Annotated in this window: 20 protein-coding genes, 1 tRNA gene and 1 other RNA gene; 7 read left to right on the top strand and 15 right to left on the bottom strand. The window is 39.3% G+C overall.

The window, feature by feature from the left end; translation table 11 throughout:
* Window positions 1–116: 116 nt before the first annotated feature.
* Window positions 117–193, bottom strand: a tRNA-Asp gene (locus PSF42_RS04220).
* Window positions 194–347: 154 nt separating this feature from the next.
* Complete coding sequence (gene dnaQ / locus PSF42_RS04215; RefSeq protein ID WP_125892002.1) at window positions 348–1109, bottom strand: DNA polymerase III subunit epsilon; 762 nt, start codon at window positions 1107–1109, stop codon at window positions 348–350.
* Between the two features lie 54 nt (window positions 1110–1163).
* On the opposite strand from dnaQ, the gene rnhA reads away from it, so the two are divergent.
* Window positions 1164–1634, top strand: coding sequence for a ribonuclease HI (gene rnhA / locus PSF42_RS04210; protein WP_125891999.1), 471 nt, complete (start codon window positions 1164–1166; stop codon window positions 1632–1634).
* On the opposite strand, the gene PSF42_RS04205 is transcribed toward rnhA, so the two are convergent.
* Window positions 1631–2365 carry a class I SAM-dependent methyltransferase gene (locus PSF42_RS04205; RefSeq protein ID WP_125891997.1) on the bottom strand — a complete coding sequence of 245 codons (735 nt, stop codon included), beginning with the start codon at window positions 2363–2365 and terminating at the stop codon, window positions 1631–1633. The two genes, rnhA and PSF42_RS04205, sit on opposite strands and share 4 nt — an antisense overlap.
* Before the next feature lie 40 nt (window positions 2366–2405).
* Between PSF42_RS04205 and gloB the strand changes: the two genes are divergently transcribed.
* From gloB to PSF42_RS04185, 4 genes are all read left to right on the top strand, one after another.
* On the top strand, window positions 2406–3161 hold the full coding sequence (gene gloB / locus PSF42_RS04200) for a hydroxyacylglutathione hydrolase (protein WP_272679502.1): 756 nt from the start codon (window positions 2406–2408) through the stop codon (window positions 3159–3161).
* A gap of 81 nt (window positions 3162–3242) precedes the next feature.
* Window positions 3243–4613, top strand: a complete 1371-nt coding sequence (mltD, locus tag PSF42_RS04195) for a murein transglycosylase D (protein ID WP_272679501.1) — start codon at window positions 3243–3245, stop codon at window positions 4611–4613.
* A 524-nt stretch (window positions 4614–5137) separates the two neighbouring features.
* Window positions 5138–5506: an Hha toxicity modulator TomB gene (gene tomB, locus PSF42_RS04190; RefSeq protein WP_125891994.1), complete on the top strand. Its 369-nt coding sequence runs from the start codon at window positions 5138–5140 to the stop codon at window positions 5504–5506.
* A 74-nt stretch (window positions 5507–5580) separates the two neighbouring features.
* Entirely contained in the window at window positions 5581–5784 is a 204-nt protein-coding gene (locus PSF42_RS04185) for an HHA domain-containing protein (protein ID WP_102139052.1), read from the top strand.
* A 347-nt stretch (window positions 5785–6131) separates the two neighbouring features.
* On the opposite strand, the gene ffs is transcribed toward PSF42_RS04185, so the two are convergent.
* Window positions 6132–6228: signal recognition particle sRNA small type (gene ffs / locus PSF42_RS04180), an RNA gene on the bottom strand.
* Window positions 6229–6362: 134 nt separating this feature from the next.
* Window positions 6363–6821: a YbaY family lipoprotein gene (locus PSF42_RS04175; RefSeq protein WP_125891993.1), complete on the bottom strand. Its 459-nt coding sequence runs from the start codon at window positions 6819–6821 to the stop codon at window positions 6363–6365.
* A gap of 239 nt (window positions 6822–7060) precedes the next feature.
* Here PSF42_RS04175 and tesB point away from each other — a divergent pair, with 239 nt between their 5' ends.
* Window positions 7061–7930: an acyl-CoA thioesterase II gene (gene tesB / locus PSF42_RS04170; RefSeq protein ID WP_125892108.1), complete on the top strand. Its 870-nt coding sequence runs from the start codon at window positions 7061–7063 to the stop codon at window positions 7928–7930.
* A 140-nt stretch (window positions 7931–8070) separates the two neighbouring features.
* On the opposite strand, the gene amtB is transcribed toward tesB, so the two are convergent.
* From amtB to PSF42_RS04145, 5 genes are all read right to left on the bottom strand, one after another.
* Window positions 8071–9318: an ammonium transporter AmtB gene (amtB, locus tag PSF42_RS04165; RefSeq protein ID WP_272679562.1), complete on the bottom strand. Its 1248-nt coding sequence runs from the start codon at window positions 9316–9318 to the stop codon at window positions 8071–8073.
* Window positions 9319–9367: 49 nt separating this feature from the next.
* Window positions 9368–9706 (bottom strand): P-II family nitrogen regulator, encoded by a 339-nt coding sequence (gene glnK, locus PSF42_RS04160; RefSeq protein WP_125891991.1) that lies wholly within the window; start codon window positions 9704–9706, stop codon window positions 9368–9370.
* A gap of 172 nt (window positions 9707–9878) precedes the next feature.
* Window positions 9879–11663: a SmdB family multidrug efflux ABC transporter permease/ATP-binding protein gene (locus tag PSF42_RS04155; RefSeq protein ID WP_272679500.1), complete on the bottom strand. Its 1785-nt coding sequence runs from the start codon at window positions 11661–11663 to the stop codon at window positions 9879–9881.
* On the bottom strand, window positions 11660–13405 hold the full coding sequence (locus PSF42_RS04150) for a SmdA family multidrug ABC transporter permease/ATP-binding protein (protein WP_213912934.1): 1746 nt from the start codon (window positions 13403–13405) through the stop codon (window positions 11660–11662). The genes PSF42_RS04155 and PSF42_RS04150 overlap by 4 nt, the downstream gene beginning before the upstream one ends.
* Before the next feature lie 75 nt (window positions 13406–13480).
* Window positions 13481–13942: an Lrp/AsnC family transcriptional regulator gene (locus tag PSF42_RS04145; protein ID WP_004905429.1), complete on the bottom strand. Its 462-nt coding sequence runs from the start codon at window positions 13940–13942 to the stop codon at window positions 13481–13483.
* A 276-nt stretch (window positions 13943–14218) separates the two neighbouring features.
* Here PSF42_RS04145 and queC point away from each other — a divergent pair, with 276 nt between their 5' ends.
* Window positions 14219–14908 carry a 7-cyano-7-deazaguanine synthase QueC gene (gene queC, locus PSF42_RS04140; protein WP_125891988.1) on the top strand — a complete coding sequence of 230 codons (690 nt, stop codon included), beginning with the start codon at window positions 14219–14221 and terminating at the stop codon, window positions 14906–14908.
* Window positions 14909–14974: 66 nt separating this feature from the next.
* Here the strand turns inward: queC and PSF42_RS04135 are convergent, their stop codons facing one another.
* The 5 genes from PSF42_RS04135 to lon form a co-directional block, all read right to left on the bottom strand.
* Entirely contained in the window at window positions 14975–15397 is a 423-nt protein-coding gene (locus PSF42_RS04135; protein WP_125891987.1) for an acyl-CoA thioesterase, read from the bottom strand.
* Window positions 15398–15611: 214 nt separating this feature from the next.
* Window positions 15612–15983 carry a ComEA family DNA-binding protein gene (locus PSF42_RS04130; RefSeq protein WP_125891986.1) on the bottom strand — a complete coding sequence of 124 codons (372 nt, stop codon included), beginning with the start codon at window positions 15981–15983 and terminating at the stop codon, window positions 15612–15614.
* Between the two features lie 144 nt (window positions 15984–16127).
* The gene (ppiD, locus tag PSF42_RS04125; RefSeq protein ID WP_125891985.1) at window positions 16128–17999 is read right to left on the bottom strand and encodes a peptidylprolyl isomerase; all 1872 of its coding nucleotides are present in this window, start codon (window positions 17997–17999) and stop codon (window positions 16128–16130) included.
* A 175-nt stretch (window positions 18000–18174) separates the two neighbouring features.
* Window positions 18175–18450, bottom strand: coding sequence for a nucleoid-associated protein HU-beta (hupB, locus tag PSF42_RS04120; protein ID WP_004914513.1), 276 nt, complete (start codon window positions 18448–18450; stop codon window positions 18175–18177).
* A 225-nt stretch (window positions 18451–18675) separates the two neighbouring features.
* The gene (gene lon / locus PSF42_RS04115) at window positions 18676–21114 is read right to left on the bottom strand and encodes an endopeptidase La (RefSeq protein ID WP_125891984.1); all 2439 of its coding nucleotides are present in this window, start codon (window positions 21112–21114) and stop codon (window positions 18676–18678) included.
* Between the last annotated feature and the right edge of the window lie 183 nt (window positions 21115–21297).

Below are 21297 nucleotides of genomic sequence, written 5' to 3'. Positions count from 1 at the left end.
TTACTAACCTTAACCACCTGAATGCAGCTAATTTAAGATAAGTTACGCAAGCATTTTATACGGGATGAAAACCTAAAAAAAACGCCACGCTAATAAATTAGCGTGGCGTTATAATTTGGCGGAACGGACGGGACTCGAACCCGCGACCCCCTGCGTGACAGGCAGGTATTCTAACCAACTGAACTACCGCTCCCGATGTTCCCTGTTGGGAACGCCATGCATATTACGAAGACTTGAAGAACTCGTCAACACTTTTTCTTGTAAAATCGCGCAGTTGAGCAGTTTTTAGCCTTAAGGAAGCTCAGCCATATAAATTCATACACATACATTAATAATGTATTGAATTATTAATGTAGATTTTCAACTTCATCAGAAGGTTGCCGCCAAAGACAAGGTTTCCCGCCCTTTTTATCAACAATATCCAATCGGGCTTCATGAGCAATGAGTTCTTCATCAGAAGCAAAAATGACTCTAAGACCACTCTGTGGTCGCTCAATCCTTTGAATTTCATACTCTTGCTCATTATTAGCAGATTCTGAATCCATCGAAAATGATAATGAAGTTTGCCCGCCCGTCATTGCCAAATAGACATCTGACAGGATCTCAGCATCGAGTAACGCCCCGTGCAATGTTCGTTTAGCGTTATCAATTAAATAACGGTCACATAGCGCATCCAAGTTATTCCGTTTACCAGGAAAAAGTTTGCGAGCCAATACTAAGCTATCAGTGATAGTACAAAACTCTTGCGTAGGCGGAATACCTTTATTGAGTTTACGGAATTCATAATCCATAAACCCGATATCAAAGGGGGCATTATGAATAACAAGTTCTGCACCACGAATAAATTCAAGAAATTCGTCCGCAATTTCTGCAAAAACAGGCTTATCCTGTAAAAATTCGTCACTGATCCCATGAACTTCAAATGCTTCAGGGTCAACTAAACGGTCTGGCTTAATATAGACGTGAAAGTTACGCCCAGTTAAACGGCGGTTAATAACTTCAACCGCACCAATCTCAATAATATTGTGTCCTTCATAATGAACCCCAAGCTTATTCATACCCGTGGTTTCAGTATCAAGGACAATTTGTCTGGTTATCACCGTGCTCATCATGTTTTTTTGTGTCAAACTAGAGGTGAATGAATAATATAGAGTGTACCAGAAATGACAAAGCAGGTAGAAATTTTCACGGATGGTTCCTGTTTGGGCAATCCAGGCCCAGGAGGATACGGGGTGGTTCTTCGTTATCAGCAACACGAAAAAACCTTAAGCGATGGTTATTTTATGACCACAAATAATCGTATGGAACTACTTGCAGCCATTGTCGCTCTTGAATCCCTAAAGCGACCTTGTGATATTATACTAACCACAGATAGCCAATATGTACGCCAAGGGATCACCCAATGGATCCACAGTTGGAAGCGCAAACAATGGCGCAAAGCCGATAAATCCCCCGTGGTCAATGTGGATTTATGGAAGCGCCTTGATGAAGCAATTCAAAGACATACTATTGATTGGCGCTGGGTCAAAGGCCATGCAGGTCACCCTGAAAATGAAAAATGTGATGAGCTGGCTCGCGCTGCGGCTTTAGCACCCACCAAGGAAGATACAGGTTACCAACCCGCTCAAAATTAAGAAGGGTCGTTTATCTTCATTGATTTACTGATCTCCTTCGCAGCACCAAGCGCCGTTCCAATCTTAACCTTTGGTTGTTTGAATTTTAGTGGTGTCGGAGTTAATGGATACGTCCGTTTCCGCGCCACAATAACACTTAAAGCCCCAATCCCCCCACAGCTTTTATTCATTCGCCTATGCGCACTCAGCCAAGGGAATATTTGGCAGTTACGATGATATAAAACTTCGTAGTTTAATAAACTTAGCCAATCAAACACCCTGACAGACGGAAAAAAACGGCTACAATAAGGCTGCCGTTTACGCAAGATAGGTACGAGTTTCGCCATTCCAGCAAGACTAAAAGGGTTAAAACCTGAAATAATTAACCAACCATCATCAATTAGTACCCGGTCAACTTCCCGTAAAAGCCAATGAGGGTCATGGCTATAGGCTAAACAATGAGTCATTAGGCAGGCATCTATAGATTTCTGGGTTAATGGTAATGCTTCGGGCTTGGCGATAAGATTAAAACGGGGATCACCAGTGCCAACATTAAACTGATGGGAAATTAGGCAGTCTTCGGTATGGATTTCAGTACTTAAATGGCCTAACTTAAGCAGATGAAAGCCAAATATCTTCGGCCACCAAGGGCTAAGTTGATTTTCGATAGCTTGACGGTATTGTTCTCCAAAAGGAATATCAGACCAACTAACAGGCATTTGAATTTTTTTATCAATACGTGCAGGCTTCATGAAATTCCCCTATTAACTATTAGCAAGTATCGAGGTCATTATGGAGTTAATTCGAGTACCCGCTTTAAAAGATAACTACATTTGGGTTTTAGTCGATAGCCATCAACAGTGTATCATCGTTGACCCTGCAGAGGCAGAACCCGTGCTTGAAATAATGACAGCCAAGCAACTAACGCCTGTCGCTATCTTGTTAACTCACCACCATAATGACCATACTGGCGGTGTAAAAGGGATTTTAAGCAAATTTACAACACTTCCTGTTTTTGGCCCAAAAGAAACCCAACCTAAAGGGGCAACAGAAATAGTCGAAAACGGTGATAAGGTTATCATTAACGAGTTCAATCTACAGGTTATTTCATTATCGGGCCATACCTCTGAGCATATCGGCTTTTACCAAGCACCTTATCTATTCTGTGGTGACACCCTATTCTCTGCAGGTTGCGGACGAATATTTGAAGGAACCCCTGAGCAAATGTTCGAATCAATCCAAAAAATTGCCGGGCTTCCTGATGAAACCTTAATTTGCTGTGCTCATGAATATACTTTATCTAATCTCAAATTTGCACACCATGTATGGCCTGAAAATGAAGCCATCACTCAATATTTACAAAAAATAACGCAAATACGTGACAAACATCAACCAACAGTACCTACTTCATTGAAAACAGAGAGAAAAATCAATATCTTTCTGCAATGCGATAATATTCAATTACAGAAAAAACTCAATATTAATGTGCAAAATCCACCTTTAAGGGCTGTTTTCACCCTATTGCGTCAATTAAAAGACCAATATTAAAGTTTAATGATTGTCATATCGGAGCGGGATAAGTATTATTGTTCGACTTTTAAACATCAGAATGAAGAACAATAGAAAAGAATGAAGATAATCGCGACGCTTATCGCCATTGTTCTGTTGGCCGGATGCCAAACTGCCCCAAAAAAAATTAAGCAGAACAAAACTCCAACTAACTATACAATTGAAACTGTTGCACCACATAACCAAGCTGCCAGTCGGCAATTACCTAAGGTCGATTATGACTTATGGGGTTATGTTAGCGATGAGCTAAAAATGGATATCCCTGATAAACCTCAAATTAGGGAGCTCGCAAACAGTTATTTAAATAAACAACGTTTTGTCTACGATGTGGCATTAAGAGCTGAGCCATACATGTACCTCATCGTAGACGAAATCAATGAGCGAAATTTACCGATGGAATTAGCATTAATTCCTATTGTTGAAAGTTCATTTAATCCTAAAGCGACCTCTCCAGCACAAGCTGCTGGCCTATGGCAAATCGTCCCCATTACTGCGCGTTCTTATGGCCTAAAGCAAACTCAATGGGTTGATGAACGCAGAGATGTAGTTTCTTCAACTAAAGCAGCCTTTGATCTTCTCGAAAACTTAAATGTCATGTTCGGCCATGACTGGGAACTCACGCTTGCTGCCTATAATTGTGGGGAAGGTTGTGTACAAAACGCCATTAAGAAAAATGAAGCAGCCGGGTTACCGACTGATTTTTGGTCACTCTCTTTACCAAAAGAAACCAAACAATATGTGCCTAAAATCTTAGCTCTTAGCCAAGTATTAAAAAATCCTGAAAAGTACCAAGTTAATTTACCAACCAGTAATAAAAATAGAGCACTCACTCAAATTGATGTCGGCCAGCAAATCACCTTATCTCAAGCTGCAGAGTTGGCTGGGCTAACTGTTGAATCGGTAAAAACGTATAATTCTGGTTATACTCGAGGTATAACATCGCCAAATGGCCCCCATTATATTATGTTACCTACTGCAAAGGCTGAACAATTCAAAGTATCACTGTCAGACCAAGATGTTTTAAACACGATCCGTTTAGCCGCGCAACAAAACCAGCAAATAAAAACAGGGCAATCCACCGCAATTTCTAGTGCGCGCCAAAATAGGGCTAAAATAGCCACATATAAAGTGCGCAAAGGTGAGTCCGTTGCAAGTATCGCCAAAAAATTCAACACTACCGCGAAAAATATTCAAAAGTTGAATGGGTTAAAAACTGCGAGTGTCATCAAACCAGGGCAAATATTAAAAGTTGCCAATACAGCGTCTACGGTGGGCAATCGTAAAACAAAAACTTATAAGGTAAGAAAAGGCGATTCCTACTATAGCATTGCAAAACGTCATGGCATAAAGCTCAATGACCTCATGACGTGGAATTCAGGTGTTAAAATGGCCGACCTAAAACCAGGGGTAACCTTAAACCTCTACCTTTAAGTTATTTTCAACAAAAAAAGCTTTTGTCTATTTTAGACAGAAGCTTTTTTATTTTTAATTATGTTATTAGTAAAAATAAATTATTTGAATGAATTAAATGGGATAATTATTTTTATAACATCTTTTGTGTAAACACTTCATATTCTCTGTACTAAAATAACCGATGGTTAAACTATAATTTAAATACTTCATAAAATTGATTCAAGTAGAACGTACACAACTGCAGTTTCAACCGCTCGCTAATAAATTAGAAAAAAGTAGTTTATTGGTGGTGACATGTGTGATAATAATGCTATTATTATATCGCGGCTAGTTTAGTCCGAGCTGCCAGTCCGTATTCGAATATCGCTTATGTATTATATTAATAATCTTCGAAAAGTTTAACGAACTAGCAATAATCTTATATTTTTCAATATATTAACATGAACTTTTATATTGAACATAGGTGCTTTAATTAGTTAACATGATATTATTATTGATAAAAATACACACAGCAAAAGTCAGATTCGCCTACGGAGGTGATTATGGATGAATACTCACCCAAAAAACACGATATCGCAGAACTAAAATATTTATGTAATAGTCTCAATAGAGAAGCTATTTTAAGCTTACAAAAAACAAATACACACTGGGTTAATGATTTAAGCTCCCCTCAAAGCGCGGCCTTGAATGAACTTATTGAACATATCGCTGCATTTGTATGGCGGTTTAAAATCAAATATCCAAAAGAAAACCTTGTTATATCTCTTATCGAAGAGTACCTCGATGAGACCTATGATTTATTCGGCAGCCCGGTCATCACCCTCAGTGAAATTATAGACTGGGAAGCAATGAATCAGAGCCTTGTTACTGTGCTGGATGATGACCTAAAGTGTCTAGCCAGCAAAACCTAAAGATATTATTTATCTTTAGTTCAAACTCTAAAACCATATGTTAATAAGTAATTTTGCACAAAAGAAAGGCTATTATGACCAAATTTGATTATCTGATGCGTTTAAGAAAATGCACCACAATTGAAACTCTTGAGCGTGTCATTGAGAAAAATAAGTATGAATTATCTGATGATGAGCTAGAGCTATTCTATTCGGCTGCGGATCACCGCTTAGCTGAACTCACAATGAATAAGCTTTATGATAAAATCCCTGCTTCTGTTTGGAAGTTTGTTAGATAATACCTCATTAATACGCACAGATAGTGAATGGTTATAGCCGGTAAATACACTTATCGGCTGGATGTGGTGTAATTGTTACTTTATTCTTAGCATTATAATTATGCTAATAGAACTTTTATTGCTTTTCATTTTAACCACTTTTTTCTTATGATAATAATCAACAACTAATGTTGTATTCTTAAATTTTCCTTTTTAACTTTTGAAATTATTTAAGTTAATGAAATTAATTTACATTTATAAAAATAAAGAAAAAGAAAAAAAAAGAAAAACAATTAAAGATTATATTTATAACAGATTAGAATATATGAATTGATATACAGAAAAGAGCGCCTAGAATTGGGTGGGAGCCCTGCCAGCGACATCCCGGCACACACGACCCCTGCTATGGCTGCTTCCTTCCGGACCTGACCAAGTTAACAAGTTAGCGTTGCGGGAGAACCAACAGAGCCCCCATTGATTGCTTCTTTCAAAGCAGGGGCATTATGCTTGATAGTCGTTTAAATAGCAAGAAACCCATGATTAAGTGACGATTTATTACACAAAGAACCAATAGAAATAGCAACTCAACGAAAAAATCGCTAATTTGCAGACACCATCAATAATTCAACATTTGTTGTGATGCCGTTATTGATAACCTCAGCAACACCATCACTGATGTATAATAGTTTTCCATTTGCATTCACGGTTGCATTAACAACGAGTCTACCTTCCTGCCGAACTTCATTTTTTTGGTAAGTAAGCTCAAAAGGAATTGTTGGGCGATTATTCACTGAATTATAATATTTTTGAGATAATATTAGCGCTGGTAAGTCCGCTACCGTTGTATCTGCCAGAGTGATTGTAACCACCGCACCTTCGGGTAAAGCCGTATTCTGCAAAATTACCACACGGCCCTCGATTTTCCCTGAATCTACCGTCTGGTTATTATTACTATTTTTAGCATTAAGTGCTTTCTCGTTGGGCTTTGTGCTATTCCCTTCACAGCCAACCAACATTAAAAGTACTAATAAGCTAACAATGTAGCGAAAAAACTTCATAGTTATTACCTATAATACAATGTTTACTAAAACATTTTTAAATAATCGGAATAGACAAATCATTTTCTGATTGTTACGTAACAAAAAGTATAACTAATATTGGTAGAATAATACATTTATATTTCCAAATGTAACAATGCGTAACCTGAATTTATTCGATAACAATTAACCTACCTATTCAGGATAAATAATGGGAAAATGCGAGTATCTCATTCACATATAACAGAACTAAGATGACTATGAGCCCAGAATTACAGAATCTAATTAGCCTAATCAAACTCGAAAAAATTGAAGAAGGTATTTTTCGAGGACAAAGTGAAGACCTTGGTTTGCCTCAAGTTTTTGGCGGACAAGTTGTTGGGCAAGCCATGTATGCAGCGAAACAAACCATACCTGAAGAGCGAGCGATTAATTCTTTTCATAGTTATTTTTTACGTCCAGGTGATAGCTCTCGCCCTATTGTTTATGACGTTGAGATTTTACGCGATGGCGGAAGTTTTAGCGCACGTCGAGTGAGCGCCATTCAAAATGGCAAGCCTATCTTCTTTATGACCGCATCATTTCAATCCCAAGAAGAAGGTTATAATCATCAAAACTTGATGCCAGATGTACCACCTCCTACAACATTAATTTCTCAAGATGATATTGTGCAAAGTTTAGCTGATAAATTACCTGAATCAGTTAAAAAATATGCTCTTAGGCCAACTCCCTTTGAATTTCGTCCTGTTGAGTTTTACAGTCCATTCGATTCCGTACCTCAAGAACCGTTTCGCTATATTTGGTTCAAAGCGAAAGGGCAGCTACCTGATCTCCCTTCGCTACATCACTATTTGTTAGGTTATGCATCTGACTACAACTTCCTTCCCGCTGCGTTGCAACCGCATGGTAGAGGCTTTATGGAACGAGATCTACAAGTCGCAACGATTGATCATTCCATGTGGTTCCATCGCCCATTCAAAATTGATGATTGGTTACTGTATGCCGTAGAAAGCCCTTCAGCATCTGGTGGAAGAGGTTTTGTTAAAGGACAAATCTATAATTTACAAGGTGATCTTGTTGCAACCGCAGTCCAAGAAGGTGTAATTCGTCATAGGCAACCCCCTAAATAAAGCAGAGTTTCGAGTAAGTGATTACTTACTCAGAAAGGTAGATTAATCTGTTTTAAAAGGTAATGGCAGCCAGCAATAAGCTGCCATTATCAATTTACACAAAGCACAGTATTATCCTGTCATTATCATTACGCTAATGATTAATTATAAGCACTTTCACCATGAGAAGTAATATCTAAACCTTCCCTTTCTTTTTCAACATTAATGCGTAAACCTGACGTTTTCGCTGCTACTTTAAATGCGATATAAGCAACGATTGCAGTCCAAACAACACAAACTAATATGCTAACGGCTTGAATTCCGACTTGTTTCATCATCGTAATACCTTCTGTGAAGCCACTTCCACCTAATGTCGTTGAAGTAAATACCCCCGTAAGTAAACAACCTAAAATCCCGCAGACACCGTGAACGCCAAAAACATCGCAAACATCATCAACTTTTAATCGACGCTTTAAAATCACAACACCCCATAAACCTGCCACCCCAGACAATACCCCTATAATTAATGCCCCACCGACCCCAACCGTTCCTGCCGCTGGTGTAACCCCAACTAACCCAGCTAAACAACCAGAGCAAGCGCCTAATAATGAAGGTTTTTCCCTGAAAAGCCACTCAGCTAAAGTCCATGATAAAATAGCTCCAGCTGCAGCTGCGATAGTGTTCACAAACGCTAATGCAGCGATACTATTAGCACTTCCGGCAGAACCTGCATTGAAACCAAACCAACCAATGAATAGTATGGAGGTTCCCATAAACACCATAGGTAGGTTATGTGGTTTAATAGCCTCTTTTCCTAATCCAGTACGATGTCCAAGTAAGTAAGCACCAACTAAACCAGCAACAGCCGCATTAATATGAACAACCGTCCCCCCTGCGAAATCTAGTGCGCCATCTTGCGACAAAATACCGCCGCCCCATATCATGTGTGCCATTGGTAAATAAGCAAATGTCGTCCAAATAACCGTAAAAATTAAGATTGCAGAAAATTTAATCCGCTCCCCTAATGCACCAACCACCAATGCAACCGTTAAGCATGCAAATGCCCCCTGAAAAACAACGTGAATAAATTGGGGGATCGGTCCAGATAAGCTTTCAACAGTGATATTTTTTAACATAATCTGACTAAAACCACCGATAAAATCATTTCCCTCACTAAAAGCTAAGCTGTACCCATAAACAATCCAAATAACAGACACTAAAGCAAAAATAACCGCGGTTTGAGCCATTAAAGAAAGAACATTTTTACTTCTTAGTAGCCCACCATAGAATAATGCGATACCTGGAAGTATCATGAAAATAACTAAAGCAGTCGCTATCATCATAAATGCGTTATCCGCTTTATCTAGGGTTTCCTCTGCTGCAAGCACCGTTATTGGAAAACTCCCCATTGATATCAATAGACATAAGTATTGGAACCCTTTGCGCATAATTGCTCTCCTACAGTGCTTCGTCTTGTTTTTCACCTGTACGAATACGTACAGCTTGCTCTAATGACAAAATAAATATTTTTCCATCCCCAACTTGGCCCGTATAAGCTTTTTTTTCGATTGTTTCAATTACCTGGTCTACTAACTCATCAGAAACTGCTATTTCCATACGTACTTTAGGTAAAAAATCGACAGTATATTCAGCTCCCCTATATAATTCGGCATGTCCTTTCTGTCGTCCAAACCCTCGAACTTCAGTAATAGTAAGCCCTTGAACACCAATATCTGATAGTGCTTCTCGGACTTCATCTAATTTAAATGGCTTAATGATTGCAATGATATATTTCATGCTCACTCCTATAAGTCAGGTGAATAAGCCGCTCAATATCTTGAACAGCACTGACGTTATAGCAAATCGTGTGCCAAAATATATTTATCCATATAATTCAATAGGAAATAACAAAATAAAAAACCACTCGAATGAGTGGCTTTAGGTCTTGCATTATAAGAGTGCAGAATAATTAACTAGTTATACTCTCAATTTCAGCATCACAACGGGCATTCAATGATTCCCCAACTTGTTGCAACTGGTACATTTGATAATAACGTCCTTTTTGCTGTAAAAGCTGCAAATGCTTACCTTGCTCAACAATTGCACCACGATGTAACACAACAACTTGGTCAGCATCAACGATTGTTGATAAACGATGAGCTATCACGACTAGCGTAGTATGTTGACGGATCATTCGTAATGCTTTTTGTATCGCTTGCTCTGTCCCTGAGTCAATATTTGCTGTCGCTTCATCCAAAATTAAAATTTTCGGTGTGACCACAAGCACTCGAGCCATCGCTAATAATTGCCTTTGTCCAACAGACAAAGTGTTTCCTTGTTCACCTAGTACAGTATCGAGCCCATCAGGTAACTCACGAACCAACTCAGCAAGTTGAACAGTTTCAAGAACTTCCCAAACTTTATCTTGGCTAACCTCTCGTCCTAGTGCGACGTTATCAAAAAAAGAAGCCGCAAGAACAACAGGGTCTTGTTGCACCATCGCAATACCCTGACGTAAAACTTGATGAGATAGTGAACTCAAATTACGACCATCTATTAAAATATCCCCTTCCCGCCACGGGTAATACCCCATGATTAAATTTGCGATGGTACTTTTACCGCTCCCGGTATGGCCAACCAATGCAACGAAATTATTATCGGGTACGTGTAAATTAATATCTTTAAGTACCATTTTGTTATCACGGTAAGCGAAAGATAAATGGTTAATTGAGATTGAGCCACCTTGTAATGGCTCATTACTTTCTCCATAGCCTTGTTGCGGGCTATCCATGAGTTCAAAAACACGCTCACCTGAAACAACCGCTTGCTGAAGCATCGATTGCTGAGAAGTTAATTCGATAAGCGGTTCATTCAAGCGACCTAAATAGTTAATAAATGCATATAAGACACCAACACCAATGGTAGTCGTTCCTTCGAATCCAAATAGCAATAGCAAGCCACACAATACTGAAGCTGAAAGTAAACTTAGTAATGGCCTTAATAGTAAGCCATCAAGTTTTAATGCTTTCATTCTTGCAAAATAATGGTCTTGGCTAATACTTTGCATTTTTTCGCCAAACCTAGCCTGTTGGACAAATTGCTGAATAACCGTCATTCCACTAATGACTTCGTTAAAACCGTTGTTAATATCCGCAAGATAGGATCTCACACGACGTACAATCGGTGTGCTTAAGCGCTGATAAATAAGCATCACAACAAATACAGCAGGAAAAATCATCACTGCAATTGATGCCATACGCCATTCCAATGAAAACATAGCAACTAACATGGCACAAATTAGGGCTAAACTGCGAAACACCGTCGGCACAACCATCACAAAGAGGTCTTTAATCACTTCAGTATCATTTGTCACTCGTGAAATCAATTGGCCAACAGGTTGTTTATCAAAGGCACTCAGAGGCTGCCTAAGGGCGGCATTCATCACATCTGTTCGTAATGTTTGCACGACGCCCACAGAAGCTTTATTAAATAAAATAATTTGATAGTAATGTAATAATGCAGCAATAACTTGAAGCAATATAAAACCAACGGCCATATATAAAGCCAGTGGCATGATGATTTGTTTTTTCGCAATCATGTTATCAATAAAATAACTGATTAGCAGAGGCCCACTGACCTCTGCAATAGCGGCCAACCATAGCATTGCAATAGCAATACCCATAGTACCTCGGTACGCTTTTCCGTAAGCAAGTAAACGCTTAAGTGCTGGCCATAGCGGTTTTTTTTGGCTCATAGCTCACCATCCAAAGCCGCTTCAATCTGTTGGTACTGATACATATCTTTATACCAGCCCGACTGTCCAATAAGCGCTTCATGTCTACCTCGGCTAATAACCGCCCCTTGAGATAGCACAATAATATTATCTGCTTCAACCAATGCAGATAGACGATGAGCGCTAATTATCATAGTCCTACCTTGTCGCCAATGACTTAAATTTTGTAAAATTGTAAACTCGGTCTGCCCATCAACGGCAGAAAGTGCATCATCTAACACCAAAATTTCTGCATTTTGCAAGATAGCCCTTGCAATAGAAATTCGTTGTTTCTGCCCACCTGACAACATAACACCACGCTCACCAACCTGAGTAGAATAGCCCTCCGGTAAACGTAAGATATCATCATGTACACAAGCAATGTGCGCAGCCTGTTCAATTTCCTCCTGAGTTGCATTAGGTCGCCCAAGCGCGATATTGCCTGCAACTGTATCTGAAAATAAAAATGGAGACTGATTAACAATAGATAAACGACCACGCCATTCATCTAAACGAATCTCAGGTAGCGGTAGGCCTTGATAGAGGATCTCCCCTTCAGTAACATCAAATTGGCGTTGCAATAACGTCAACAATGTTGATTTCCCAGCCCCTGTTGGCCCACATATTCCCAAAAACTGCCCAGGTTTTAGGTCAAACCGAATATCATGCAATGCTGTTCGTGTCGTTTCTGGATAACTAAAACTGATGATATTCACATTCAAGTTTCCCTTTTCAGGCTGTAATGAATGCGAACCATCCTGAATAACTAATGGCTCATTAAGTAAACTTAAAATACGACTATAAGCTGCACTACCTCGTTCAACGATATTAAACATCCATGCGAGCGCTAACATCGGCCAAATCATTAACCCTAAATACATCACAAAGCTCGTTAATTCACCTAACGTCAATGTGTCGTTTAATACCATCCAGCTGCCACCTGCAATAGCGAGTAAATTGGCCATACCAATTGCCATAAAAATGGTGGGGTCAAAACGCGCATCAACTCTAGCAACATGCATATTGCGACGCCCAGCCTCAGTGGCTACCTGTTCAAATTGATTTGATTGATGGTCTTCAAGACCAAAAGCTTTAATCATACGGATACTTGTTAAACTTTCTTGCGCATGATTATTTAAAGACGAAAATGCTCCTTGAGCGTGCTTAAAACGCTGATGAAGCTGGTCCCCATAACGCTTAATAACGAGTGCCATAATTGGCATTGGTATAAGGGCAAGTAAAGTCAGCTGCCAACTAATTTCAACACTCATCATGATGAGTACCGCACACCCCATCACCAATGAGTCAACCAATGTTAAAACGCCTTCGCCTGCTGCAAATACAACTCGGTCAACATCATTCGTCGTGCGTGCAATTAAATCCCCTGTTCGGTACTTAAGGTAAAACTCTTGGTTTTGTAGACTTAATTGCCGATAAAATTTTTGTCGTAGCTGCACGGCTAACTTATAAGACGCACCAAATAACCATAAACGCCAAACATACCGCAAACCATACACAACCAGCGCAATCAACAGCATGACTGAAACATAAGTAATTAACTGCGTTGTTGGCATTGCCCCTTTACTTATTCCATCAACAACCACACCAACGATACGTGGAGGGACTAATTGTAAGATAGCAATGATAATGAGAAAGCAAACAGCACCGAGATAGCGCCGCCATTCACTCAAAAAATACCAACCTAGTTGTGAAAATAATCGCACGTAATACTGCCTTGAATATATTGATTTAATGATGCCTAAGGATGAGAAGCCGTAATCATCTACGTTATTACGGAGTTAATCAGGAATAGGCAAGACTGTCGTATACTTGATTTTTTCCATTGCAAAACTTGAAGTCACATCAATTAAACCATGAACACCATTGACGAGTTTTTTATAGAATAAGTCATATGATTTCATGTCATGCACTTCTACTTGCATAAGGTAATCATACTCCCCAGCCATACGATAAAACATCAGAACTTCAGGAAGTTGACTGACAAAAGAAACAAATTGTTCATACCACTCACTATTATGGTGCTGTGTTTTAATTGTCACAATTACCGTTAAACCTAAACCTAACTTCTCACCGTCGAGTAAAGTCACTCGCCCTCGAATATAGCCCTCATCTTCAAGCCTTTTTAATCTTTTCCAGCACGGCGTAGATGTTAAATTAACCGCTTCAGCAAGGGTGTTTAGGGATAGGCTACTGTCATTTTGCAATAAACAAAGCAGCTTTTTGTCTATTTTATCTAGCATGATTGCTCTCTTGACTTGGGTGCAAATACTTTTGCCGTTATTTTATTAGCCGCATAAGCATATTATGCAAAATCGAATAATTTAAAAACAATAAAAATGTTACCAAATGCCAAGATTATAGAATATTTTTATACAAATAACCAAATAGACACATAAATAGTACCTCAATCAAACTAACTTGATAAAATAGAACTATTAATTGCATCTTAGTATCGATAACATGTTTCACTTTCTTCTTATTACATATTGAAAATGATATATCACCAAGGAGTACCTATGAAACGCGCAGTTGTGGTTTTCAGCGGAGGCCAAGACTCAACAACCTGTCTTATTCAAGCTTTGCAAAACTATGATGAAGTTCATTGTGTGACTTTCGATTATGGCCAGCGCCACCGTTTTGAAATCGAAGTTGCACAAAAGTTAAGCGTATCTCTAGGTGCTACAGCGCATAAAGTCTTAGATGTTACATTACTCAATGAATTAGCAATTAGCAGCTTAACTCGAGATAACATCCCAGTTCCTGGTTTCACAGAAAGCGAGTCGAGCGGCCTGCCTAGCACTTTCGTACCTGGGCGTAATATTTTATTTCTCACTCTCGCAGCAATATACGCCTATCAAGTCCAAGCAGAAGCGGTAATAACTGGTGTATGTGAAACCGATTTTTCAGGTTATCCAGATTGCCGTGATGAGTTTGTTAAAGCACTTAACCATGCTGTAGACCTCGGCCTTGCCAAAAATATTCGCTTTGAAACACCGTTAATGTGGCTAAATAAAGCCCAAACATGGGCTCTTGCTGACAGCTATGGCCACCTCGAAACTATCAGGCAACAAACACTGACTTGTTATAATGGTATTCAGGGGGACGGTTGCGGCGAGTGCGCAGCCTGCCATTTAAGAAGCAGAGGCTTAGCTGAATATCTAAATGATAAAGAAACCATTATGCAATCATTAAAACAAAAGCACTAATAAGTTAATCAAATACACAGCCTACCATTCGCTCATTCACAACTATTCAAGCTAGGTAGGCTAATTTTAGATGAAATCTTCAGAACCCACCTTGAATGACTCTAGTTTCTCACGTAATTGTTCATCAATCACAATCGCTTTATTCTCTATATTATCGATGAAAACAAATGTCACATAGGCATCTGAAACAACCTCTTGAACACCTGCTTTATTACGAATAATTTGTTGATAACACACGGCACTTTTACTTCCTATTTTATCCATCCGAGTCACGACCGTCAGTTCATCACCAAGTAATACGCCTTGGATGTAATTTACATTAATGTTCACTGCAGCCATTGTTAAATTATTCTTTATAGCCCAGCTAATGAAATTACGTTTATTCATCCATTCCCAGCGATCTGCTTCGTAGAATTCTAAATAGCGCGCATTATTAACATGCTGAAAAACATCTATATGATAACCATGAACTTTAATATGTGTTGTCATAACTACTCCGACCAGTTTATTTTTAAATAACATAAAAATAACAAATGTACGGAAAATGTGCTGAATGAATATCAATAATCAGACTTAGCTCGCAAATTATTTACACAAAGCTTAGTTTTATGCTTAATTATTAACCTGTTAATATATTAGTCTCATACTGCATATCTCCTCTACACTATATATTTCCCCCATACTTTGTATGGGGGGATTTTAGCTATAGAGTTAGCTTGTCTTTATTCTTTTCTAAAAATGCGGGACCTATCCCCTGAACCTCTAAAATGTTTTCAATGGAATTAAAAGCACCATATTTTTGCCTATATTCCACAATTGCTTTCGCTTTTTGCCTACCGATACCAGTCAGTTTTTCTGCAAGTTCGTCTTCACCCGCTAAGTTGATATTGACTTTGTCAGACTGGCCATGGCTCGTCGATGGTGAGTTATTACTTACTTGTTTTTCTTGAATAACAGCCGCAGTGGCTTTTTCTGGCTCAATTTTCTTAGCCAAAGAAAAAAAAGAGAATGAGCATAATAAAGAAAGGAGCAGAACAGTACCTAATCTGCATTGATTAACTGAATTCCATAACATATTTGTTCTCCTGTGTGTATTGAGATGCAACGATGCCATAGAAAAATACGGAACACTTTTCAATAATATTAAAAATACGAAAGGCCACCCAAAGGTAGCCTCCTGTTTATGAAGTTGCAATTTTACTTGCGAAGCTGCTCGCAATTATTCAATATTCAGCACTTCAATTTTTGCATTTTCACGCAAGTTAAGCATCAGAGCTTCGTTAACCGCAGAGCTCATAGCACCTTGGTATTCACGAGTTAATTGCTTTAACTCATCATCCGTCGGTTGGCCTAGCGTAACTTTATCTAGTTGAATAAGCACATAGTTATCGGACTCATCACGCGCAAGTGCATAACTTGGTTTACCATCTACAGGTTGTGGCATCTCCATCGTTGCATTGATGACCGCTGTTTGTGGCATTAAACGAGAAACGGTCTGAACATCAGAAAATTTAACACCAGCAGCATTTAGTGCTTCAGTGCCTTTACCTGCTTTTAACTCTGCGAGTAGCTTATCGCCCGTCGCTTTCAGTTCTGCATCGGCTTTTTGACGTTTAACCAGTGTTTCAATTTCTGACTTAACCTGTTCAAAAGGTTCAACGTTTTCTGGTTTGTACTCTGTTACACGCACAATAAATGCACGGTCACCTTCCACATTAATCACGTCAGAGTTGATCCCTTTAGAGCCATTTTTATCCACTAAACGGTCGCTAAATACTTCACTCACCACTTTAGGGAAATTAAGCGCAGCAGGTGGATTTGTTCTATCAAACCAATCCGTCGTCACCGCTTTCAAACCAGATACAGATTCAACTGAAACTAATGATTCCATATCACTCGTAGCAGCTTCACTGACTTTTTGCTGTAAGTCATAGAATTGTTTAATATTCTTATCTTGAAGTAAGCTAGTTTTAATACTTTCTTCAACTTGCTCAAACGGTTTAATCGATTCCGGTTTAATATCATCTAAACGAAAGATAACATAGCTATTTTGTGATTTAACTGGCGCAGAAAGTTGCCCTTTCTCTGTTAATTTTGCATCTACAATTTCGATTGGCGTTGATGCGGCTTCCATCCAACCAATCAGGCCCTTTTGCGCTGCACTGAATTTATCCGTTGATTTTTCAGTTGCTAATGTTGCAAAGTCCGCGCCTTGTTTTAATTCATTCAGGATATCATTCGCTTCTTTTTCAGAATCCGCCTGAATCATACTGTACTGTTTTTGCTCTGCCTGAGTATAATTTTTCAGGTTTTGCTCATAATACGCTTTGACTTCTTCATCAGACACTGTGGCTGGAGGCATCGATGCGGCATCCATCTCAACATAGCTTACTCGTACTTTCTCAGGTGAGATAAAGCTATTTTGATTAGCATCATAATACGCCTTTAACTCTTCTTCAGAGGCTGTTTGTTTTGCTTGAACCTCTGCTAAATCTAAAATTGCAGTACGAATTTCACGTTCTTGCATAAATAACTCAGCATATGCTTTAACTTCTGATGGTAAAGCGAAATCCGTTCCAGTAAAGGTTTTTCCTAGCTGAGCTCGTGTAAGGTCTTGGCGAATTTGAGCTGCGAGGCTATCCGCGTTAATGTTGTTGCGGCTTAAGATCTCTCGATATTTTTCGCTATCAAACCGACCATCTGTTTGGAAAACAGGCATTGAGAAAATATATTGCTCAATTTGCTGATCGCTTGCTGAAAGTTGTAGTTCATTAGCATACTGATTAATCAGTTCATTGTTAATCAAGTTATCGAGAGCTTGGCGGCGCAGCAAATTCATACTTTCTTCATTACTAGCGACTTCTGAAAATTTATCTCCCAGATACTCTTGTAATGATTGGCGCTCTTGTTGAAAAGCCTGCTGTAGCTGCTCTCGGCTTATTGATTGCCCGTTAACTTCAGCGGCATTATTTGCACTATTACCACCGAGACCACCCATCATAACGCCACCCAACACGAATGAAAGGATAATCAGCGCCAGTATTATTTTGAGCAAAGGACTATTCGCCTTTGTGCGTAAATTTTCCATCATAAAAAGGCTTAACTCCGCTTTGTTGAATTCAATTTCCTGATAATACGCTAATCTTAACTCAGAAAGAAAAAAAAGCGCACCATTTCAATGGTGCGCTTATATATTAGCTGATTAAAGACATTCCGTCAGTTTGAGTTTTCGCAAAAATACGAGAAAGACAAACTTAAATACCTAATTAGCTATTTACAGCGTCTTTAAGACCCTTGCCTGGACGGAAAGCAGGAACTTTCGCCGCAGCGATTTTAATTTCTTTACCCGTTTGAGGGTTACGGCCTGTACGTGCTGCACGCTCACGAACAGAGAAAGTCCCAAAGCCAACTAGAGCAACATCGTCCCCTTTACTCAAAGAACCCGTTACAGTAGCAACGAACGCGTCAACAACACGACCTGCTGCAGCTTTAGAAATATTCGCATCAGAAGCGATTTGATCAATCAGTTGAGCTTTATTCACTCTTATCATCCCCATATTAGTTGGACTATAAATCTCTTAATTAACTATAGCAGTAATTAGTATAGTTAATTAATATGCAGCCGTTATATCAATCCTGATTACCAATGGCAAGAGAACAGATTGCATACAAACAATTATCAGAATCATCGTTAAATTAGCGATGAAAAAAAAGACTGACAAGCTCTAAATTAGCTGTCAGCCTTAATTTTATACAAACTTCTTGATTCAGCTCACTCTTTTAGCTTTCTTTTTAACTACTTCAGCGCCAAAAGGCGGGTTAACTAAAGCCAAAGAAAGAACTTCTTCAATCGTTTTCACAGGGTGAATTTCAAGATCCGCGATCACATTTTGAGGAATTTCTTCTAAATCACGTTCGTTTTCTTTAGGAATTAATACTGTTTTAATCCCACCACGATGTGCAGCTAATAATTTCTCTTTCAGACCGCCTATCGGGAAAACTAATCCTCTTAACGTAATTTCACCTGTCATTGCTACGTCAGCTCTAACTGGGTTACCTGTTAAGCAAGAAACTAAAGCCGTTGACATCGCAATACCCGCACTTGGGCCATCTTTTGGCGTCGCCCCTTCCGGTACGTGAACGTGAATATCACGCTTTTCATAGAAATCGCTATTGATACCCAGTTTTTCCGCTCGAGCTCTAACAACCGTTAATGCCGTTTGGATAGACTCTTGCATGACTTCACCTAAAGAACCGGTGTAAGTCAGCTTACCTTTACCAGGCACACATGCAGTTTCGATAGTAAGTAAGTCACCACCAACTTCAGTCCAAGCAAGGCCTGTAACTTGTCCAACACGGCTTTCTGTGTCTGCTTGACCATAATCAAAACGGCGAACACCCAGATAATCTTTCAGGTTATCTGCGTTGATTTCAATGTGCTTAAGCTTTTTGTCCATCAGTAGCGCTTTAACTGCTTTACGGCACAATTTAGAGATTTCACGCTCTAAACCACGGACGCCAGCCTCGCGAGTGTAATAACGAATGATGCTCATCAGAGCACTATCATCGATAGTTAACTCATTCTTTTTCAAGGCATTACGTTCAATTTGCTTAGACAGTAAATGTTTTTTCGCAATATTCAGTTTTTCATCTTCTGTATAACCAGAAAGACGGATCACTTCCATACGATCTAACAATGGCGCAGGAATATTCATCGAGTTGGATGTTGCAACAAACATCACATCAGACAAATCGTAATCCACTTCCAAGTAATGATCGTTAAATGCAATATTTTGTTCTGGATCAAGTACTTCCAACAGCGCAGAGGCAGGATCACCACGCATATCAGATGACATTTTGTCAATTTCATCCAATAAAAATAGTGGGTTTTTAACCCCGACTTTTGCCATCTTTTGAATCAGCTTACCTGGCATTGAACCGATATAGGTACGACGGTGACCGCGAATTTCAGCTTCATCACGCACCCCACCTAATGCCATACGGGTATATTGTCGACCCGTAGCCTTAGCAATAGATTGCCCTAAAGAGGTTTTTCCCACACCTGGAGGCCCAACTAAACAAAGAATTGGCCCTTTAATTTTACTGACACGGCTTTGCACTGCCAGATACTCTAAAATACGGTCTTTCACACGCTCTAAACCGTAGTGATCGGTATCTAACACTTCTTGGGCTTTCACTAAGTCTTTTTTGACTTTGCTACGCTTATGCCATGGAACCTGCACCATCCAATCGATATAACTACGGACTACGGTAGCTTCCGCTGACATTGGAGACATCATTTTCAGCTTCTGCAATTCTGCTTCTGCTTTTTCTTGTGCCTCTTTTGGCATTTTCGCTTCTTCGATTTTACGTTTTAGCGATTCATATTCATCTGGTGCATCATCCATTTCGCCTAGCTCTTTCTGAATGGCTTTCATTTGCTCATTCAGATAATACTCGCGCTGGCTTTTTTCCATCTGTTTTTTGACACGATTACGGATGCGTTTTTCGACTTGCAGTAACTCAGTTTCTGACTCCATCATGGCCATCAAAAACTCAACACGCTCAGCGATATTCGCCATTTCTAAAACACGTTGTTTATCCGCTAATTTTAGTGGCATATGAGAAGCAATGGTATCCGCCAGTTTATCTAGCTGATCTTGCTCTATTGCATGTAATGCGGTTAATACTTCAGGTGGGATCTTTTTATTCAGTTTTATATAGCTTTCAAACTGGCTAACAATAGTGCGATACAATACTTCGTTTTCTTTTTCATCAAGTGCATCTGATGATTGAGAACCCGCTGTCGTTTCATCATACGCAGCGTGTTCAGACTCATTATTTTGTTCTGTTGCCAAATATTCCGCTTGCGCTAAAAAATATTCGCCATTATCAGTCAAACTTGTAATACGTGCGCGTCGTAGACCTTCAACAAGGACTTTAACGGTGCCATCAGGCAGTTTTAACATCTGAATAACAGATGCGACTGTACCGACAGCAAATAAATCATTCACCCCCGGCTCATCAGTCGAGGCTTCTTTTTGCGCAACCAGCATTACCTGCTTGTCATGATCCATCGCTGCTTCCAGACTGTGAATGGATTTTTCACGTCCAACAAACAGTGGGATCACCATATGTGGGTATACCACTACATCACGCAGAGGCAATACTGGTATTTCAATGCGTTCGGAACGCTCAGGATTCATAAAGCTCTCTCTTCGTTTAGCTCACGCTAGTTTAAGGGTTTCTCTCTCTTGTTCTAAAATTGCTGTCTAAAACAAGGAAACCACACCTCAGAATATAAACTATATGGGGACAAGATTTTAGCATTCAATGGTTAGTTGAACATAAAAAACAAAATGAGGGAAACCCCTCATTTCGTTTGATTA

This window comes from Providencia sp. PROV032 (genome assembly GCF_028484875.1).
Classification (GTDB): Bacteria; Pseudomonadota; Gammaproteobacteria; order Enterobacterales; family Enterobacteriaceae; genus Providencia; species Providencia rettgeri_E.
The sequence above is the reverse complement of the archived record's forward strand: the minus strand, read 5'-3'. Positions and strand labels throughout refer to the sequence as shown.

Bases quoted from the DNA above. Each gene is read 5' to 3' on its own strand.
- mltD (WP_272679501.1), top strand. From the start codon at position 3,243: ATGAAGATAATCGCGACGCTTATCGCCATTGTTCTGTTGGCCGGATGC.
- PSF42_RS04155 (WP_272679500.1), bottom strand. From the start codon at position 11,663: ATGAGCCAAAAAAAACCGCTATGGCCAGCACTTAAGCGTTTACTTGCT.
- PSF42_RS04145 (WP_004905429.1), bottom strand. From the start codon at position 13,942: ATGCTAGATAAAATAGACAAAAAGCTGCTTTGTTTATTGCAAAATGAC.
- PSF42_RS04135 (WP_125891987.1), bottom strand. From the start codon at position 15,397: ATGACAACACATATTAAAGTTCATGGTTATCATATAGATGTTTTTCAG.
- PSF42_RS04185 (WP_102139052.1), top strand. From the start codon at position 5,581: ATGACCAAATTTGATTATCTGATGCGTTTAAGAAAATGCACCACAATT.
- amtB (WP_272679562.1), bottom strand. From the start codon at position 9,318: ATGGGGAGTTTTCCAATAACGGTGCTTGCAGCAGAGGAAACCCTAGAT.
- ppiD (WP_125891985.1), bottom strand. From the start codon at position 17,999: ATGATGGAAAATTTACGCACAAAGGCGAATAGTCCTTTGCTCAAAATA.
- rnhA (WP_125891999.1), top strand. From the start codon at position 1,164: ATGACAAAGCAGGTAGAAATTTTCACGGATGGTTCCTGTTTGGGCAAT.
- queC (WP_125891988.1), top strand. From the start codon at position 14,219: ATGAAACGCGCAGTTGTGGTTTTCAGCGGAGGCCAAGACTCAACAACC.
- tesB (WP_125892108.1), top strand. From the start codon at position 7,061: ATGAGCCCAGAATTACAGAATCTAATTAGCCTAATCAAACTCGAAAAA.
- PSF42_RS04205 (WP_125891997.1), bottom strand. From the start codon at position 2,365: ATGAAGCCTGCACGTATTGATAAAAAAATTCAAATGCCTGTTAGTTGG.
- tomB (WP_125891994.1), top strand. From the start codon at position 5,138: ATGGATGAATACTCACCCAAAAAACACGATATCGCAGAACTAAAATAT.
- glnK (WP_125891991.1), bottom strand. From the start codon at position 9,706: ATGAAATATATCATTGCAATCATTAAGCCATTTAAATTAGATGAAGTC.
- gloB (WP_272679502.1), top strand. From the start codon at position 2,406: ATGGAGTTAATTCGAGTACCCGCTTTAAAAGATAACTACATTTGGGTT.
- PSF42_RS04130 (WP_125891986.1), bottom strand. From the start codon at position 15,983: ATGTTATGGAATTCAGTTAATCAATGCAGATTAGGTACTGTTCTGCTC.
- dnaQ (WP_125892002.1), bottom strand. From the start codon at position 1,109: ATGAGCACGGTGATAACCAGACAAATTGTCCTTGATACTGAAACCACG.
- PSF42_RS04175 (WP_125891993.1), bottom strand. From the start codon at position 6,821: ATGAAGTTTTTTCGCTACATTGTTAGCTTATTAGTACTTTTAATGTTG.
- lon (WP_125891984.1), bottom strand. From the start codon at position 21,114: ATGAATCCTGAGCGTTCCGAACGCATTGAAATACCAGTATTGCCTCTG.